The following is an 18,972-nucleotide window of genomic DNA, read 5'->3' on the forward strand; positions in this document are numbered from 1 at the left end:
TGCTTTTTACTTTGTTTTGTCTTTGAGAAGCCTTCTATTAGACTAAATTCTTGCTTTTCTCTTTGTTTTGTCTTTGAGAGGTCTTCTATTAGACTAAATTCTTACTTTTTCCTTTGTTTTGTCTTTGAGAGGTCTTCTATTAGACTAAATTCTTGCTTTTCTCTTTGTATTATCTTTGAGAAGTCTTCTATTAGACTAAATTCTTACTTTTTACTTTGTTTTGTCTTTGAGAGGTCTTCTATTAGACAAAATTCTTGCTTTTTACTTTGTTTTGTCTTTGAGAAGCCTTCTATTAGACAAAAACTCTTGCTTTTTACTTTGTTTTGTCTTTGAGAAGCCTTCTATTAGACTAAATTCTTGCTTTTCTCTTTGTTTTGTCTTTGAGAGGTCTTCTATTAGACAAAATTCTTGCTTTTTACTTTGTTTTGTCTTTGAGAGGTCTTCTATTAGACTAAATTCTTGCTTTTTACTTTGTTTTGTCTTTGAGAAGCCTTCTATTGGAAAAACTTTGTATAGTAGCTAGTGGTTACGTCCTTTAAGGACATGCTCAATGAGTACTGGGTAAACACTCTCCATCAAGGTTTTCTATTCATAGAAGGACCATCGCCTGGTCCCTGCAATTTTAAAGTTTTTTTCTAAAATTCTACTGATCCTCTTCTTAGACTTTACCACTTTACACCACTCATAAATAATATTAGTAGTTATTTTTCGATCAGGAAAAAGGAGCTTAAATTCGTTTACACTTCGAAGTACCGCAGCTTCAATCTCTTCTTCGTGTCCACACTCTTCACAGATACATTTCTTTCCTTCAACCAATATGGAAAATGAGCTGCACCCTGCACAAGTGATTCCCTTTTGCAGCTGATTATATTCAAAGAATGGCAGTTGTTTATAAGGAGATTCTTTTATATGCAGAGAAATTAATTTATCAGCAATCATCTTATGTTTTCCATTTAACTGTGAAAATGTTTTCTGAAGTTTTTGCAAATAGCGGTTGACCTGAGTAGGGAAAATAAATGGCTTGCCTTGAGGTGCTTGGTAGAGGGTGAATTCGGGGTTAATAAAAACGACCGATGCATTAATAGGAGAATTACAGCCAAGATTGTCTAACAACTGGCGCAACAAAGATTCGCTTCTCCTTAATTGATGTAGTGGATTAATAATTTCAGATTTTGGTATTTTGTATAATCGATCTGATTCGTAATAATAATCCCCTTCATAATTTTTCACTTCGAAAAAATAAATGGCTTCAGACATAATAATCAGGGAGTCAATTTGGAATAAAGTGTTATTTATTTTAAACAATAAATCATTTAAAATATAGCATTCACACTCAAGCTTTTCTGTTAAAATATCAAACATTTTCTCCCCTTCATAGCCCTTTTTGAGATTGAAAAAATATTGCTTGTCTTTCGCAAACAAATCCATTCGAGTGTTTAAAAATTGCAAAATTAGTTGTTCACTAGATTCAGCACGAGATTTATAGAGCATCGTACACATCCTTTCTTCTAAATCTATTTTATTAAAATCTACTGGTATATCCAATGAATATTTTGTTAAAAAAAGGTGCATCCACGCAAGAGATGCACCCATTATTTATTACTTCCCTGCCCATTCAGCAGGGTTTTCTTTCCAAGCTTGCAAGCTTGCTAAATCTTCCTCTTTAATATAACCGCTTTTTTGTGCTACTTCTAACAAACTAGAATAATCGGTCAAAGAGTATGCCTCAATATTTGCATCTTCTAATAATTCTTTTCCTTTTGGAAGCTCGTATGTAAAAATAGATACAACACCTAACACTTCGCATCCTGCTTCACGAAGGCCGTTCACTGCTGTAATGACGCTTCCACCTGTTGAAATAAGGTCTTCTACTACAACTACTTTTTGCCCTTTTTCAATTTTTCCTTCAATTTGATTTCCTTTGCCGTGTTCTTTTGCTTTGGAACGAACATAACACATTGGAAGATCAAGTACATCACTTACCCAAGCTGCATGAGGTATTCCTGCGGTTGCAGTTCCAGCAACGACGTCTGTTTCCGGAAATTTTTCTTTAATTAAGTTTGCAAGTCCATTTGCAATTTCTTTACGAACTTCTGGATAAGATAGTGTTAATCGATTGTCACAATATATTGGTGACTTTATGCCTGAAGCCCATGTAAATGGATTATTTGGCTGTAAAAATACAGCTTTGATTTTTAACAATTGCTCTGCGATGTTGTGTTTCATTGTGTAACACCCTCCCACTCATTTTTAAAACGTACATAACTTTCATATGGATTATCACTTCTTGTAATAGATCTTCCGACAACAATCGCGGATACACCATTATTTCTAGCCGTTTTCGGTGTTGCTACACGCACTTGATCTTGGACGTTGTCTGAGTCTAAGCGAATTCCAGGTGTCACTGTTAAGAAAGAATGTCCTAATTGCTCTCGAATACTTGCAGCTTCCAATGTGGAGCATACTACTCCATCAAGTCCTGCCTGCTTTGTAATTGTTGCATAGTGTAATACCGATTGTAACAACGGCACTTTGATTAATTGCTCGTTTTGCATTTGTGCTTCAGAAGTGCTCGTTAATTGCGTTACTGCAATACAACGAGGACGAATTTTTCCAGCCGGTGTTCCTGCTTCTAATCCTTCTAATGCACCTTCCATCATCGGCACTCCCCCAGCGGCATGCACGTTGACAAGATCCACACCTAATCCTGCTAAATTTCTCATCGCACTTTTTACAGTATTCGGTATATCATGAAGCTTTAAATCTAGGAAAATTTGATGGTTCTGCTCTTTTAAGCGTTCGATGATGCCAGGCCCTTCTTTGTAAAATAACTCCATGCCTACTTTTACAAATAACGGCTCTCCATTAAATTTTTTTAAGAAGGAAAAAACCTCTTCCTTCTCTGCAAAATCAAGGGCGATGATAAGTGAGTTGTTCATTTTTTCCCCAGCTCCTTCCCGTACATTCAGATATATGTTCAAATCCATAACGATCTAATAATGCAGGCAATTCGTCAATGATTTTTGGACAAATAAAAGGATCGACAAAATTGGTAGTACCTACCGCAACTGCACTAGCACCAGCATAGAAAAATTCTAGAACATCTTCTGCTGTCGCAACGCCGCCCATGCCAATAATCGGCAAATCAACTGCTTGGCTCACTTCATAAATCATCCGAATGGCAACAGGTTTAATGGAAGGTCCAGATAAACCGCCCGTTTTATTTGCTAAAATCGGCTTGCCTGTTTTTAAATCCAAACGCATCCCAAGCAGCGTATTAATCATGGTGATACCGTCTGCACCACCTGCTTCTACTGCTTTCGCCATTTCTACAATATTTGTTACATTAGGAGACAGCTTAACGTAAACAGGTACTTGTGAAGCTTCTTTTACCTTTTTCGTCAAGTTTTTTGCCACTTCTGGTACCGTTCCAAACATAATTCCACCTGTTTTAACATTTGGACAAGAAATATTCAGTTCTAACGCATGTACATTTGGCGCTTTTGAAATTTCTTTTGCAACTTCTACATAATCCTCTTCTAAGGAACCAGCTACATTTGCAATGATAGGAACATCATAATTTGCAAGCCATGGCAGCTCTTCCCCAAGAACTTTTGTTAAACCAGGATTTTGCAGTCCAATCGCATTTAGCATGCCAGAGTTTGTTTCCGCAACACGTGGTGTCGGATTGCCAAATCTAGGTTCTGCTGTTGTTGCTTTAATCATGATGGCGCCAAGTTTGCTTAAATCATAAAGATTGCTGAATTCTCTTCCAAACCCAAAGCATCCGGATGCTGGCATAATTGGATTTTTTAAGTTTAAACCAGGAAGTTCTACTTGTAATCGATTCATATTACTACCTCCCCTGCCTTAAATACCGGTCCATCTGTACAAACTTTTTTATACGTGTATCCAGTTGGATCATCTGCTTTATGACACACACATGCAAAACATGCACCGATTCCGCAGCCCATTCGTTCTTCCAATGAAATAAATACTTTTTTATCAGGGAACGATTTTTCAAGGTTGCGAAGCATCGGTGTTGGTCCACAAGAATATAAAATATCAAAGTTTAATCCTTGCTGTGCAATTACATCCGTTACAAAACCTTTTGTTCCATGTGTTCCATCGACAGTAGCAACATATGTATTTCCCAATGCTTGAAATTCTTTTTCATAAAAAACAACAGACGAAGTTTGAAAACCAAGCACGGTGATTACATTTACGCCTTTTTCTACTAAGCGGTGTGCAAGTTCATACAAAGGTGGTACACCAATTCCACCGCCAACTAAAAGGGCTGTTTCACCAGCAGTTGCTTCCTCTACTGGAAATCCATTTCCAAGCGGTCCGAGTACATCCACTAACTCTCCAGCCTTTTTCTCACCTAAAAGCTGTGTCCCTCTTCCTTCTTTTCGGTAAATCATCGTAAAAGTAAGATTTTTGTCATCGATTCGCGAAATACTAATTGGTCTTCTTAACAACGGCTCCAATGTATCTCCTACTTTTAAATGCACAAATCTTCCCGGTTCTCCAATTTCATGAACAAGCTCACCTCTAAGGGTGAGCTCCATTATATTTTCGGCAATTTCCGTATGTTTTACGACCGTACATAGTTCGTTTTTTATCATGAGAACACTGCCTCCAAGCTTTTTTGGTCTGCGTTCATCGCTTCAGCAGAAAAAGTCATGCTTTCGACAACACGCAAAATCGCTTCTGCTGTATCCAATGAAGTTAAACAAGGTATACCATTTTCGACAGATTCTCTTCTAATTCTAAATCCATCACGTGCTGGCTGGCTGCCTTTTGAGAAAGTATTGATCACAAATTGTGTTTGTCCATTTCGAATAACATCAATTAACGTCGTACCTTCTCCACCGATTTTATCTACTACTCTCACTGGAATATTATTTTTCTCTAAAAATGCTGCCGTACCACTTGTTGCCATTAAGCTATAGCCGATGTTTGCAAACCTTTTTGCAAGCAGCAATGCTTCTTCCTTATCTTTATCCCCAATGGTCATTAAGACTGTTCCAAATGTTTGGATTTTCATTCCAGATGCTACTAAACCTTTATATAAAGCTTTTTCCAATGTATAATCTTTACCCATTACTTCACCAGTTGACTTCATTTCCGGTCCAAGCGTAATGTCAACTCTTCTTAATTTAGCAAAAGAGAATACCGGCACTTTTACATAAACTCCATCTTTTTCCGGTACTAACCCTGAAGAATATCCAAGACCTTCTAATGTTTCTCCTAAAATAACTTTTGTTGCGATTTTTGCCATCGGTACATTTGTTATTTTACTTAAGAAAGGCACTGTTCTACTTGAACGAGGATTTACTTCAAGTACAAACACATCTCCTTTTGACACAACATATTGAATATTTAGCAATCCAATAATGTTCAGCCCTTTAGCAAGCTTTGTTGTATAGTCGATTAATGTTTGTTTTAATTCATTCGATAAACTTTGTGGTGGATACACGGCAATGGAATCTCCTGAGTGAACACCTGCACGTTCAATATGCTCCATAATTCCTGGTATCACTACATCTTTGCCATCACAAATTGCATCAACTTCTATTTCTTTTCCTGTTAAATAACGGTCAATTAAGATTGGTTGGCCAGGGCTTGCTTTTACAGCATTCTCCATGTAAGGAATTAATTCTGCTTCTTTATAGACGATTTGCATTGCTCTTCCGCCTAATACATAAGATGGGCGAACAAGGACTGGGTAGCCAATGTTTTTTGCAACCTCTACTGCTTCTTCAACAGATAAAGCTGTTTTTCCTTCAGGCTGTGGAATTCCTAACTCACGAAGAGCCTGTTCAAACTTGTCACGATCTTCTGCACGATCTAGATCTTCAAGTGTTGTTCCTAAAATTTTCACACCGCGTTGAACTAATTGATCTGCTAAATTAATGGCAGTTTGTCCACCGAACTGCACGACAACACCTTCAGGTTTTTCTAAATCAATGATATGCATTACATCTTCAATCGTTAACGGTTCGAAGTATAATTTGTCCGAAATACTAAAATCTGTTGAAACAGTTTCCGGGTTATTGTTGATGATAATTGCCTCATATCCAGCTTCTTTAATTGCCCATACAGAATGAACCGTTGCATAATCGAACTCAATTCCTTGGCCAATTCGAATTGGACCCGAACCAAGAACTACGATGCTTTTGCGATCTGTCACAATCGATTCATTTTCTTCTTCATATGTTCCATAGAAATATGGTGTTTCCGATTCAAACTCTGCTGCACATGTATCAACCGTTTTATAAACCGGAACAAGCTTGTTTTCTGTTCTCCAGTTATACACTTCAAGCTCTGTTGTATTCCAAAGCTTCGCTAACTGAACATCTGCAAAACCTTTTTCCTTCGCCTTTTTAGCAAGTTCGAGATCAAATGGCTGTTTCACTAGCTCTTTTTCAAGTAAGATAATGCCTTCCATTTTCTTCAAGAAGAATAAATCAATTTTGCTCCATTCATGTATTGTTTCAATGGATACGCCTCTTGTTAACGCCTCTGCAATATAGAACAATCGTTCATCTCCAGCATTGCGGATTCTTTTTTCTAGTAAAGCATCGCTGATCTCTTCTCCTGATGTTAAAGCAAAATGATATACTTTTGCTTCCAGTGAACGAATCGCTTTTAACAAGGACTCTTCAAACGTACGTCCAATCGCCATTACTTCACCAGTTGCTTTCATTTGTGTACCTAAATTACGTTTAGCAGACTCAAATTTATCAAATGGGAAGCGTGGAATTTTACTTACAATATAATCAAGCGCTGGCTCAAAGCTCGCATACGTTTTTCCAGTAACTGGATTCATCATTTCATCCAATGTTAAACCAACGGCAATTTTTGCAGCAAGTTTTGCAATTGGATAGCCAGTTGCTTTACTTGCAAGTGCTGATGAACGGCTTACACGCGGGTTTACTTCGATAATATAATATTGATAGCTGTCAGGATCTAATGCTAACTGCACATTACATCCACCTTCAATTTTTAATGCACGGATAATTTTCAGTGATGTATTGCGCAATAATTGATATTCGCGGTCACTTAAAGTTTGGCTAGGTGCTACAACAATGCTGTCGCCTGTATGAATGCCGACAGGATCAATATTTTCCATGTTACATACAACGATGGCATTATCATTGCTGTCACGCATTACTTCGTATTCAATTTCTTTGAATCCTGCGATGCTTTTTTCTAATAAACATTGTGTTACCGGACTGTTTTTTAATCCACTTGCCACAATTTCATTTAAATCTTCGTCGTTATGGCATATTCCTCCGCCTGTTCCTCCTAATGTAAAGGCTGGGCGAACAATGATTGGGTAGCCGATTTGTTCCACAAATGCTTTTGCTTCTTCCATCGTATGAATAATTTCACTTTCAGGCACCGGCTCATTAAGTTCATTCATTAAATTACGGAAAAGGTCACGGTCTTCTGCTTGTTGAATAGCAGATAGCTTTGTTCCAAGCACTTCCACACCACATTCTTCCAACACGCCTGCTTCAGATAGCTCTACTGCCATATTTAATCCAGTTTGTCCTCCTAATGTTGGAAGGATAGCATCTGGTCTTTCTTTACGGATAATTCTGCTGACAAAATCTAATGTGATCGGTTCAATATATACAGCATCTGCAATCTCTGTATCTGTCATAATTGTTGCAGGATTTGAATTGACAAGGATTACTCGATAGCCTTCTTCTTTTAACGCCATACATGCTTGTGTTCCTGCATAGTCAAATTCTGCTGCTTGTCCAATGATGATTGGTCCTGACCCTATTACTAGTATACTTTTAATATCATTACGCTTTGACATATGCGGCACCTTCCTGTTTGTGTGATAAAATCATTGAAATAAATCGATCGAATAAATAATTTGCATCCTCTGGTCCTGGTGATGCTTCTGGGTGGTATTGAACAGTAAACGCTGGATACTCTTTATGCTTTAAGCCTTCTATCGTTCCATCATTTAAAGCAATATGTGTCACTTCTAAATTTGTTTGCTTAATTGATTCTTCTTGTACTGTATAGCCATGATTCTGTGCAGTTAAAGCAACCTTTCCTGTTAATAAGTCTTTGACAGGATGATTGGATCCTCTGTGGCCAAATTTCATTTTTTCTGTATTTGCACCACTTGCAAGTGCAAATAGTTGATGTCCTAAACAAATCCCAAATAGAGGAACCTTTCCAAGTACTCCTTGGATCATTTCAATAGCTTCTGGTACATCTTTTGGATCTCCAGGTCCGTTTGATAACATGATTCCATCTGGACTAAGAGCTAAAATTTCTGCTGCCGTTGTGTTGTATGGTACAACAATCACATCACAATCACGTTGATTAAGTTCTCTCAATATTCCATGCTTCATACCGAAATCTACTAATACGACACGATGTCCACGTCCTGGACTTGGATATGCTTGTTTCGTTGAAACTGATTTTACTTGATCATTTCTTAATGCTGTCGTTTTCAGTTGTTCCACTACACTATCTACATTTTCTTCGATGCTGCAAATTATACCTTTTAATGCACCGTGCTGGCGGATAATTCTTGTTAATTTTCTTGTATCAATGCCTGCTAGTCCAGCTATATTTTTTTGTTTAAAATATTCATCAAGGGAAAGTTCGTTTCTCCAATTCGATGGAAAATCGCAAACCTCTTTTACAATAAATCCTTGAATTGCAGGTGTTATCGACTCAAAATCATCACGATTGATCCCATAATTCCCAACAAGTGGATATGTTAATGTAACAATCTGTCCACAATAAGACGGATCAGATAATATTTCTTGATAGCCTGTCATTCCTGTATTGAATACTACTTCTCCAGTTGTGTTTTTATCTGCGCCAAAACCTTCGCCAATAAACACAGTTCCATCTTCAAGAATTAATTGTTTTTTCATGCGTTTACACTTTCCTTTCTCCAAGCAATCTTTCCATCTACTATAGTAGCAATCGGCCATCCTTGGCATTCCCATCCTGTAAATGGAGTATTTTTTCCTTTTGATAAAAAGGTTTCTGGATTGATTTTTTCTGTTTTCTCTAAATCTAAGATTACGATATCAGCTGCTTTTCCTTCTGCAATTTCACCAGATGCCAGTTGGAATGTATCTGCTGGTTTTTTTGCTAAAAAGTCGATTAACTGAGCAATCGTCATTTTCCCTGTTTTTACAAAATGTGTATACATTAATGGAAAAGCAGTTTCTAAGCCGACAATTCCAAATGGAGCACGCTCTATTCCTTGCGCTTTTTCTTCTGCTGTATGCGGTGCATGATCAGTTGCAATAAAATCGATTGTGCCATCAAGCAGTCCTTCGATTAAAGCATCACGATCGTCTTTCCCTCTTAATGGTGGATTCATTTTGAAATTAGGATCTTTTCCTTCAATATCATTTTCGCATAATAATAAATGATGCGGTGTAACTTCTGCTGTTACGCGGATGCCAGCTTTTTTCGCATCTCTAACAACACGGACAGATTCTTTTGTACTAATATGGCAAACATGATAATGACAGTCTGCTGCTTCTGCTAACAGAACATCTCTTGCTATATGCACCGACTCACAAACAGATGGAATTCCGTTTAATCCGTTTGCTTTTGAATATTCGCCTTCATGTACACAACCTTTATTTATAAGGCTATTATCTTCACAATGAGCAACAATGGCCATATTTAAGCTTGCCGCACGTTTCATTGCCTCTAGCATTTTCCCAGCTTCCTGAACGCCTACCCCATCATCTGTAAAAGCAAATGCCCCTAAATCTTTTAATGCAGCAAAATCTGTCAATTCCTCGCCAAGCTGTCTAGTTGTAATAGACGCATATGGGAGAACACGAACATTTGCTGTTTCTTTAATTCGTTCATTCAGACTATGTAAATGTTCAACTGAGTCTGGAACCGGTCTTGTATTTGGCATGTTTGCAATTGTCGTAAAACCACCTTTAGCAGCAGCCATCGTACCTGTTGCAATCGTTTCTTTCTTCTCGCCTCCAGGTTCTCTTAAATGTACATGCACATCGATAAAGCCTGGAGCAACCAATTTTCCATCTGCATCAATGATTTCTTCTGCTTCATTTGTAATAGAAGCAGCTATCTCTTTTATTACCCCATCTTGAATGTAAATATCTTTTGTTACAAGTTCCCCAGTATTAGTAAGTAATTGGCCATTTTTTATGATCATTGACATGTAATTTTCCTCCTTCAACTTTTTGTAGTGATCTTTTTAACACTGCCATGCGAATAAACACACCGTTTTGCATTTGTTTAAAAATTCTAGAACGGCTGCACTCCACTAGTTCATCTGCAATTTCAACATCGCGGTTTACAGGAGCAGGATGCATAATAATACTGCCTGCTTTCATGCGTTTTTCTCTTTCAACCGTCAGTCCATACTTCTGAAGATATTCCTTTTTATCTATGTCTAACGAATTTTCACTATGACGTTCATGCTGAATTCTTAACAGCATGACAACATCTGACGTTTCAATTGCTGTATCGATGTCCTCATAATTTGCATTTTGCAGTAGATTTTCATCAAACCATTCAGCTGGTCCAGAGAATACTACATTTGCTCCAAGCCTTGTTAATGCATCTGCGTTGGATCGAGCTACACGGCTATGTCTTATATCGCCAATTATGCTGACTTTTAAGCCTTCAAAACCGTTAAACTCCTGTTGAATCGTTAATAAATCTAATAATGATTGTGTCGGATGATTTTCACACCCATCTCCTGCATTAATCACAGGAATATTTACCTTGCCAACTAGCTCTTCGAAATAATTATCTTCCTCATGTCTTACAACTACTGCATTTACACCAATTGATTCCAAGGTGCGTACTGTATCATATAATGTTTCCCCTTTAACAACACTCGATGCATTCGTTTCAAATGGAATCACTTCAAGTCCTAGTTTTCTTTCTGCTACTTCAAAGCTGCATTTTGTCCTTGTGCTCGGCTCAAAGAAAAGATTTGCAACAAAACTTTGCTTAGTCGGTTTCCATTGAGCCCCATTCGCAAAATTTTGTGCGTCATTAAGGATAGCTTTAATAGCTGATATGGATAATTCTGCTGTTGTTAATAAGTTTTCCATTAATTTTGCCTCCTTGTTATAAGAAAAGCGGAAGCGCCTTGCTCAGCCCCGAAGAAAAAATGTTCACATGACTCAAAAAGTGCTTTTTACTTTTAGAGGCATGGGGTTATTTTTCACAGGGGCTGGCTGCTTGCGCTAGATACTCATCTAAATTCAAAAATTTTATGCTTTCTTATCTTTAAAAAAAGACACCCAATGAGGCTTATAAGGGTGTCTTAGAGTTGAAAAGTTTACACACCTACATAAGCCGTTTTCGTTTTACTTTAAAACAACACATAGACAAAATTGTGAAACCTTCAACACCCTTAAAAGTCTCTCTGTACTTTTTTAAAAGGTGTAACTTTATTTAGTTTGTTCTACTTTATTTGCTTCAAATAAATCTTCTTTTGCTTTTTCTCTGCCTGGAAGAAGGAGATTAAGCATAATTCCAATGATTGCTGCAAGCGCCATTCCTTCTACTTTAAATTGATCGCCTATATGAATGGATGCTCCACCAATGCCTGTTACTAGAATAACAGATGCAATCACTAAATTGCGATTTTTACTAAAGTCTGTTTTAGCTTCTACTAATATTCTAAGGCCTGATGATGCAATAATTCCAAATAACAAGATGGAAACCCCTCCCATTACTGGAACTGGGATCGAATGGATTAATGCTGTAATCTTACCGATAAATCCAAATATGATTGCGAGTATTGCTGCACCTGCCACTACATATACACTATATACTCTCGTAATTGCCAGTACGCCAATATTTTCTCCATAAGTTGTTTTTGGCGGACCGCCAATTAACGCAGAAATAAGTGTTGCTGTGCCATCTCCAAGGATGCTTCGGTGTAATCCTGGATCTTTTATATAATCTTTTCCTACTACTTTGCTTAAAACAAGCTGATGTCCGATATGTTCAGTTAGCGTTACAATTGCGACCGGTACAAACAATGCTAGTATAGCAGCATTTATATTTACTTGATAGTCAGCAAATGGGAAAATAAAATCTGGCATTTCAAATACGTCTGCTTCTATTACTTGTTGAAAATCCACCACACCAACTGCAAGGGCATATAAGTATCCTACAATAATTCCCGCAAGGATTGGGATAAAGCTGAATACCCCTTTTCCAAAGATCGTAAACAGTATCGTTGCCAGTAATGTCACTAACGCGACGGAAAAGTATAACAAGTTGTATGTTTGGGTGGCCGGGTCATTCATTGCCTGACTTACTGCAGTACTTGCCAATGCTAATCCGATTACCATGATGACTGGACCAACAACAATTGGCGGCAATATGTTCATAATCCAGCGATAACCCACTTTTTTAATAAGCAATGCTACAATGCCGTAAACGATGCCTGCAATAAATGTTCCGATCATTGCAGCACCTGGCCCACCTAATTGTTTAGCGGCTATCACAGGTGCAATAAAGGCAAAGGAGGAACCTAAGTAAGCAGGAACTTGCCATTTCGTAATAATCAAAAATGCAAGTGTTCCAAGTCCGCTTGAGATTAAGGCAACTGCTGGACTTAAACCTATGAGAAAAGGTACTAAAACAGTTGCTCCAAACATCGCAAATAAGTGCTGTAAACTTAGTGTAATCCATTGAGATGCGGAAGGTTTATCTTGTATATCCAATACTGGTTTATGTCTATTCATGCTGTCTCCTCTTGCACTACATTGATGTATTTAACCTTTATTATGTGCTTTCTTCTTTAAAAAAACCCCTTCAATGCAAGACATATCAGGGGTTTTAAGCAGAAGGAAATAAGACCTCATCTGTTATCACCCCTTATCAGTCTCGCTGTACTGCAATTAAAAGGGTTATTTATTATTTTTCAAATATATTTACTTCATCATGATCGTCCACTTCTGCTAAATCAACGACAATTTTTTCTGAACTGGATGTTGGAATATTTTTCCCAACATAATCGGCTCTAATCGGCAATTCTCTATGACCTCTATCTACCAGCACTGCAAGCTGTATAGAAGAAGGTCTTCCAATGTCCATCAACGCATCCATCGCTGCACGAACAGTTCTTCCCGTATACAGTACATCATCCACTAAAATGACTTTTAAATCCTGTATTTCTGTCGGAATATCAGAACCTTTTACAAGAGGTTCCTTATTATTAGTTTTTTTCGATAAGTCATCACGGTATAAGGTGATATCAAGCTCTCCAACTGCAATCTTTTTCCCTTCAATTTGCGAAATCCTTTCCGCCAATCGATTTGCAATAAAAATTCCTCTTGTCCGAATACCAACTAGAATACAATTTTCAATTCCTTTATTTTTCTCAATAATTTCGTGTGCAATTCTAGTTAAAGCTCTTCTAATTGCTTGATCATCTAATACAAGTGCTTTTTGTGACATGTATGAAATCACCTTTCTACAAAAAAATCCTCTCAACCGATTTGGATGAGAGGACAGACTTGTAGTGTACTTAGCCATATCATGGCATATCCGATTCCTTCTCAACCTCACGGGATTGATTTAAAGGACTTATTTAACTACTGTAATGATAGTACAAACAGGAGGTTATGTCAACGATTATTTCTTAAATTGTTTAACAGTTCCTCAAAATCTTTTGGCAAGGGTGCTTCGAATTCTTTATACTCGCCTGTTCTTGGATGATTAAATCCTAATACACCTGCATGAAGTGCTTGACCGCCTAAATCTAATGTTTTGCGTGGTCCATATTTTGGATCACCTGCTAATGGGAAGCCGATATATTTCATATGCACACGAATTTGATGCGTTCTGCCTGTTTCCAGTTGACATTCAACAAATGTAAATCCGTCTAATCTCTCTAATACATGAAAATGGGTAACAGCATGTTTGCCTTTATCCACTACCGTCATGCTTTGTCGATCTTTTGGATCACGTCCTAAAGGTGCATCTATTGTGCCATAATCATGTGGAATGCTGCCATGTACAAGTGCTTTATACTTTCTTGTCACTGTTTTTTCAACCAACTGATTGACTAAACTTTCATGAGCTGCATCATTTTTTGCCACCATTAATAATCCGGAAGTATCTTTATCAATACGATGAACAATACCTGGTCGCATTACCCCATTAATACCGGATAAATCTTTGCAATGAGCCATTAATCCATTTACGAGTGTGCCGGAAACATGTCCCGGAGCTGGATGAACAACCATTCCTTTTGGTTTATTTACGACAAGAACATCACTGTCTTCATAATAAATATCAAGATCCATTTCTTCTGCAGCTACGTCCAATTCAGTCGGATCTGGGATATCAATCATGATAATATCATTTAATACCCCTTTATATTTTGTTTTCACAATATTTCCATTTACGGTAACATGGCCATCTTTGATCCATGCTTGAACTTGTGTGCGTGACCAGTCTTTTTCTATCGTAGAGATAATTTTATCAATTCTTTCATTTACTTGATCATCTTGAATGATATGTTCCCTTTTTTCCATTTTCTTTCTCCTTCTTCGCTTCTCTTTCCTCCCTCAGCATGACAAATAACAATAAAATAACGCCGATTACTAAACTTGAATCTGCAATATTAAATATCGGAAAATCATAACGGAAGATATACGTATTAATAAAGTCAACTACATACTGATGTCTGATGCGGTCGATAAAATTGCCGACTGCACCGCCTAAAATCAATCCTAACGAAACGCCAAATAATCTTTTCCCCTTCGTTCCTGTTTGAATAAAATAACAAATCCCTGCGATGACTAATATGGTAACAATATAGAAAAAAGCCATTTTTCCTTCTAATATTCCCCAAGCAGCTCCAGAATTTCGATGAGAAGTAATATAAAAGAAATTTTTTATTACTTCTATGCTTTCTCCAAGGTCCATATTTTTAGCGACTAACCATTTTGTCCATTGATCGATTACGATAATAACAAGTGCAATTATGTAATAAAACACCAAAGTTTCCTCCAATTCTCGAGTCTACTTTAGCATTTTAGCATAATCTACATAAAAACGATAGTTATCGTTTCAGGCTGTCGACAATCGCTCGCTTTCTTCGTCACTCAACTTTTTCGGATGCTCATTACCCAAATTCGGTAACTCCGCTCCTCAAAAGTCTTCGTTCCTTGAAAGGCAAACGATTTCGATCAGCCTGAATGGTTTCGTCAGCTTTTCATTTTGCAAGCCCATAGTTTTACTTCTTTTAGTGCAGAGATTTTCGATAATATGATTGCATTTCTTGTACATCCTTTTTGGATTTAATTGTTGGAATAATGGCTAAAATATCTTCTGGAATAAGTTCACCAGAAATTTCACAAGTTCCAAAGTTTCCACTTTCTAATCTTTTCATTGATTCTTCTACATCATAAAGTTCCGCTTCAATGTAATGATTTATTTTCGATTCTCTTTTCACTCTTAATGTAGTTATTAACTCTATTTGTGTCATACGGAGTTCTGTATAAAGCTTTTCTAAATTCTTATTCATACGCCATCCTCCGTTCTAAGTTGTAATTAATGTGTGTTCAAAGCAAGCCAACGAAGATTCGCCGCTTATCATTTGATTTCTTTTTGAACTTCTTCTAAATATAGTTTTTCCAGATTGCGATTGAAAAACCAACTTAACTTTTTACAGTCATAACAACTATTAACGGAGGTGGAAGTATTTAATTGGAATAATAAAACGATATTTCTCTTAACAAAAGCCATGACCCTTACTAGGCCATGGCTTTAACTTAAAGAAAAAATATCTTATTAAGCTAAGTCGCTGTAATTTTCTTTTACTACGCTTGCACATCTAGCACATAGTGTTGCATGGTCTGCATCCGTGCCAATATCTGTTGTAACAGTCCAGCATCTTTCACAAGTTTCGCCATCTGCTTTTGAAACAATGATTGCAGCATGCTCCAATTTTAATGCATTTTCAGGTGCTAGTTCATAATCACCAGCTACTTCAAAACCAGAAACAATAAATAATTGTTTTAAATTCTCTTGAATAGAATTTAGCAGTTCATTTGTTTCTTCGTTAACATATAAAGTGATTTTTGCAGCAAGTGATTTCCCGATTACTTTTTGGTTGCGCGCTTCTTCTAATGCTTTTAATACATCATCACGCAGTTGCATAAATTTATTCCATTTTTCTAAAAGAGCTTCACTATTTTTATGTTCCACATATTCAGGGAAATCCGTTAACTGTACACTCTCTTCTACTGCAGATGTAATATGAGTCCATACCTCATCTGCTGTATGAGGAAGAATTGGTGCAACTAGTTTCGTTAAACTGATTAAGCTTTCATATAAAACTGTTTGAATTGCTCTTCTTTCATGATTATCATTTGCTTCAATATATAAAACATCTTTTGCAAAATCTAAATAGAATGCACTTAAATCAAGTGTGCAGAAATTATTAATATTATGATAAATAGTTGAAAACTCAAATTTATCATAAGCATCATTTACATTTCTAATTAAATTATTCAATTTAACCATCATAAATTGATCCACTTCACGAAGATCATTATATGATACAGTATTTTTTTGCGGATCAAAATCTGCTAAGTTGCCTAATAAGAAGCGGAACGTATTTCTGATTTTGCGATATACTTCTGTTACTTGTTTTAAAATAGCGTCTGAAACACGTACATCTGCTTGGAAATCAACAGAAGCAACCCATAAACGCAAAATGTCTGCACCTAGCTGGTTCATTACTTTTGCAGGCACGACTACATTTCCAAGGGATTTACTCATTTTTCTGCCTTCTCCATCAAGAGCAAAACCGTGGCTTAGCACACCTTTATACGGCGCTTTGCCAGTAACCGCTACAGCAGTTGATAGTGATGAGTTAAACCAGCCTCGATATTGGTCGGAACCTTCTAAATAAAGATCTGCCGGTCTTTGTAATTCTGGTCTTTCTTCCAAAACTGATTGATGTGATGAACCTGAATCAAACCAAACATCCATAATGTCTGTTTCTTTTGTAAATGTACCGTTAGGGCTTCCTGGATGTGTAAAGCCTTCTGGCAATAATTCTTTTGCTGATTTTTCAAACCAAATATTTGAACCATGCTCTCTAAACAGAGAAGAGATGTGATCGATTGTTTCATCAGTAATAATGCTCTCGCCATTTTCTGCATAAAATACCGGGATTGGCACTCCCCACGCACGCTGTCTTGAAATACACCAGTCGCCGCGATCGCGTACCATGTTGTACAGTCTTGTTTCTCCCCAAGAAGGTACCCATTTTGTTTCTTTAACTGCTTCTAATAACTCTTTTCTGAAGTCTTTTATAGAAGCAAACCATTGGGCAGTTGCACGGAAGATAACCGGTTTTTTAGTTCTCCAATCATGCGGATAAGAATGGGTAATAAATTCTAATTTTAAAAGAGCGCCGACTTCTTGTAATTTCTCGGTAATTGGTTTATTTGCTTTATCATAAAATAACCCTTCAAATCCAGGTGCATCTGATGTCATTAATCCTTTATCATCAACTACACTTAATACTTCCAAGCCATACTTCTGACAAACTAGGAAGTCATCTTCCCCATGGCCAGAAGCAGTATGAACGCAGCCTGTACCAGCGTCTGTTGTAACATGTTCGCCTAACATAACAAGGGATTCACGATCATAGAAAGGATGAACTGCTTTAATATTCTCAAGCTCCGATCCTTTAACTTCTTGAACCACTGTTGTATCAGTCCACTCTAATTCTGTTGTCACCGTCTCTAATAAGTCTTTTGCTACTAAATATTTATTTCCTTTTTCCTCTACAATGACATATGTTAGTTCTGGATGAACGGAAATTCCAAGGTTTGCTGGAAGCGTCCATGGAGTTGTTGTCCAAATAACGATTTGAACATCTTCTCCAATTACGCCATTTCCTTCTTTCACTTTGAAGCCAACATAAATGGATGGCGACTGCTTATCTTTGTATTCAATTTCAGCTTCTGCCAATGCAGATTCACTTGTTGGGGACCAATAAACTGGTTTTAATCCTTTGTAGATATAGCCTTTTTTCGCCATTTCTCCAAATACTTTAATTTGCTGCGCTTCATATGCCGGCTTTAACGTAATATATGGATTTTCCCAATCGCCGCGTACACCTAAACGTTTGAATTGTTCTCTTTGACTGTCAATTTGTTCAAGTGCATACTCTTCGCAAAGTTTGCGAAATTCAGCAACCGTCATTTCTTTTCGCTTTACCCCTTTATTTGTAAGGGCTTGTTCAATCGGCAGACCATGTGTATCCCAGCCCGGTACATAAGGTGCATTAAAACCAGTCATCGATTTATAGCGGATAATAAAATCTTTTAAAATTTTATTCAAGGCATGGCCAATATGAATATCACCGTTTGCATATGGCGGTCCATCATGCAAAATATATTTTGGACGATCTTTTGTACGTTCTTGTACTTTTTCATAAATATTCATATCATTCCATTGCGCCTGAATATCTGGCTCACGGTTAGGCAGATTACCTCTCATCGGAAATGCTGTTTTCGGCATAAGCAATGTGTCTTTGTATTCCATTTATTAATTCCTCCATTAATTATATTCTGTTTGTATTCATACAGGTTTTCCCTCAGGTTGGTATGCTTCTTTTCTATTATAGTCTTTGTAAGTTGTTAGTTAATCAGAACATAACAAAAAACCTCCTCATCCCATAAAAGGGACGAGAAGGTTTATATTTATCCCGCGGTACCACCCTTATAGACAGAAATAACTTCTATCCACTTTGAGCATTTTGTAACGGTGATGAACCGCCTTTTCCTACTTACACGTTCAAAAAAGGTACTCGAGGGTGATTTTCCAATTCCGACTTATACCAGGCTTCCACCATCCCTGATTCGCTTTTACATAAGTTTCCCGAAATTTGTACTGTCCCTGTCTACGCAAACATGAATATACTTTTGT

15 protein-coding genes and 1 other annotated feature are annotated in these 18,972 nt (G+C 37.2%); all 15 genes read right to left on the minus strand.

Annotated features, from left to right (window positions below; all coding sequences use genetic code 11):
- Positions 1 to 585: 585 nt before the first annotated feature.
- The 15 genes from ACTXGU_RS10515 to ileS all read right to left on the minus strand — a co-directional run bounded on the left by ACTXGU_RS10515 (position 586) and on the right by ileS (position 18,588).
- Positions 586 to 1,491, minus strand: coding sequence for a nuclease-related domain-containing protein (locus tag ACTXGU_RS10515; protein WP_443481511.1), 906 nt, complete (start codon positions 1,489 to 1,491; stop codon positions 586 to 588).
- Positions 1,492 to 1,599: 108 nt separating this feature from the next.
- Positions 1,600 to 2,226: an orotate phosphoribosyltransferase gene (gene pyrE / locus ACTXGU_RS10520; RefSeq protein WP_443481468.1), complete on the minus strand. Its 627-nt coding sequence runs from the start codon at positions 2,224 to 2,226 to the stop codon at positions 1,600 to 1,602.
- Positions 2,223 to 2,939 carry an orotidine-5'-phosphate decarboxylase gene (gene pyrF, locus ACTXGU_RS10525; protein ID WP_443481469.1) on the minus strand — a complete coding sequence of 239 codons (717 nt, stop codon included), beginning with the start codon at positions 2,937 to 2,939 and terminating at the stop codon, positions 2,223 to 2,225. The genes pyrE and pyrF overlap by 4 nt, the downstream gene beginning before the upstream one ends.
- Positions 2,911 to 3,852: a dihydroorotate dehydrogenase gene (locus ACTXGU_RS10530; RefSeq protein ID WP_443481470.1), complete on the minus strand. Its 942-nt coding sequence runs from the start codon at positions 3,850 to 3,852 to the stop codon at positions 2,911 to 2,913. The genes pyrF and ACTXGU_RS10530 overlap by 29 nt, the downstream gene beginning before the upstream one ends.
- On the minus strand, positions 3,849 to 4,625 hold the full coding sequence (locus tag ACTXGU_RS10535; protein ID WP_443481512.1) for a dihydroorotate dehydrogenase electron transfer subunit: 777 nt from the start codon (positions 4,623 to 4,625) through the stop codon (positions 3,849 to 3,851). The genes ACTXGU_RS10530 and ACTXGU_RS10535 overlap by 4 nt, the downstream gene beginning before the upstream one ends.
- Positions 4,625 to 7,837, minus strand: a complete 3,213-nt coding sequence (carB, locus tag ACTXGU_RS10540) for a carbamoyl-phosphate synthase large subunit (RefSeq protein ID WP_443481471.1) — start codon at positions 7,835 to 7,837, stop codon at positions 4,625 to 4,627. The genes ACTXGU_RS10535 and carB overlap by 1 nt, the downstream gene beginning before the upstream one ends.
- Positions 7,824 to 8,921, minus strand: a complete 1,098-nt coding sequence (locus ACTXGU_RS10545) for a carbamoyl phosphate synthase small subunit (protein WP_443481472.1) — start codon at positions 8,919 to 8,921, stop codon at positions 7,824 to 7,826. The genes carB and ACTXGU_RS10545 overlap by 14 nt, the downstream gene beginning before the upstream one ends.
- Positions 8,918 to 10,204, minus strand: coding sequence for a dihydroorotase (locus tag ACTXGU_RS10550; RefSeq protein WP_443481473.1), 1,287 nt, complete (start codon positions 10,202 to 10,204; stop codon positions 8,918 to 8,920). Before ACTXGU_RS10550 ends, ACTXGU_RS10545 begins: the two co-directional genes overlap by 4 nt.
- Positions 10,167 to 11,108, minus strand: a complete 942-nt coding sequence (locus tag ACTXGU_RS10555; RefSeq protein WP_443481474.1) for an aspartate carbamoyltransferase catalytic subunit — start codon at positions 11,106 to 11,108, stop codon at positions 10,167 to 10,169. Before ACTXGU_RS10555 ends, ACTXGU_RS10550 begins: the two co-directional genes overlap by 38 nt.
- Positions 11,109 to 11,450: 342 nt before the next feature.
- Positions 11,451 to 12,758: a solute carrier family 23 protein gene (locus ACTXGU_RS10560; RefSeq protein ID WP_443481475.1), complete on the minus strand. Its 1,308-nt coding sequence runs from the start codon at positions 12,756 to 12,758 to the stop codon at positions 11,451 to 11,453.
- A gap of 172 nt (positions 12,759 to 12,930) precedes the next feature.
- Positions 12,931 to 13,473, minus strand: coding sequence for a bifunctional pyr operon transcriptional regulator/uracil phosphoribosyltransferase PyrR (pyrR, locus tag ACTXGU_RS10565; protein ID WP_443481476.1), 543 nt, complete (start codon positions 13,471 to 13,473; stop codon positions 12,931 to 12,933).
- 170 nt (positions 13,474 to 13,643) lie between these two features.
- On the minus strand, positions 13,644 to 14,555 hold the full coding sequence (locus ACTXGU_RS10570; RefSeq protein WP_443481477.1) for an RluA family pseudouridine synthase: 912 nt from the start codon (positions 14,553 to 14,555) through the stop codon (positions 13,644 to 13,646).
- On the minus strand, positions 14,524 to 15,036 hold the full coding sequence (gene lspA, locus ACTXGU_RS10575) for a signal peptidase II (RefSeq protein ID WP_443481478.1): 513 nt from the start codon (positions 15,034 to 15,036) through the stop codon (positions 14,524 to 14,526). The genes ACTXGU_RS10570 and lspA overlap by 32 nt, the downstream gene beginning before the upstream one ends.
- A gap of 232 nt (positions 15,037 to 15,268) precedes the next feature.
- Complete coding sequence (locus ACTXGU_RS10580; protein ID WP_443481479.1) at positions 15,269 to 15,550, minus strand: hypothetical protein; 282 nt, start codon at positions 15,548 to 15,550, stop codon at positions 15,269 to 15,271.
- Between the two features lie 266 nt (positions 15,551 to 15,816).
- Entirely contained in the window at positions 15,817 to 18,588 is a 2,772-nt protein-coding gene (ileS, locus tag ACTXGU_RS10585) for an isoleucine--tRNA ligase (protein WP_443481480.1), read from the minus strand.
- Positions 18,589 to 18,723: 135 nt separating this feature from the next.
- Positions 18,724 to 18,958: a binding site (T-box leader), on the minus strand.
- Between the last annotated feature and the right edge of the window lie 14 nt (positions 18,959 to 18,972).

Origin of the sequence: Niallia sp. 01092 (assembly GCF_052318935.1) — a bacterium.
In the GTDB taxonomy this organism is placed as follows: Bacteria; Bacillota; Bacilli; order Bacillales; family Cytobacillaceae; genus Niallia.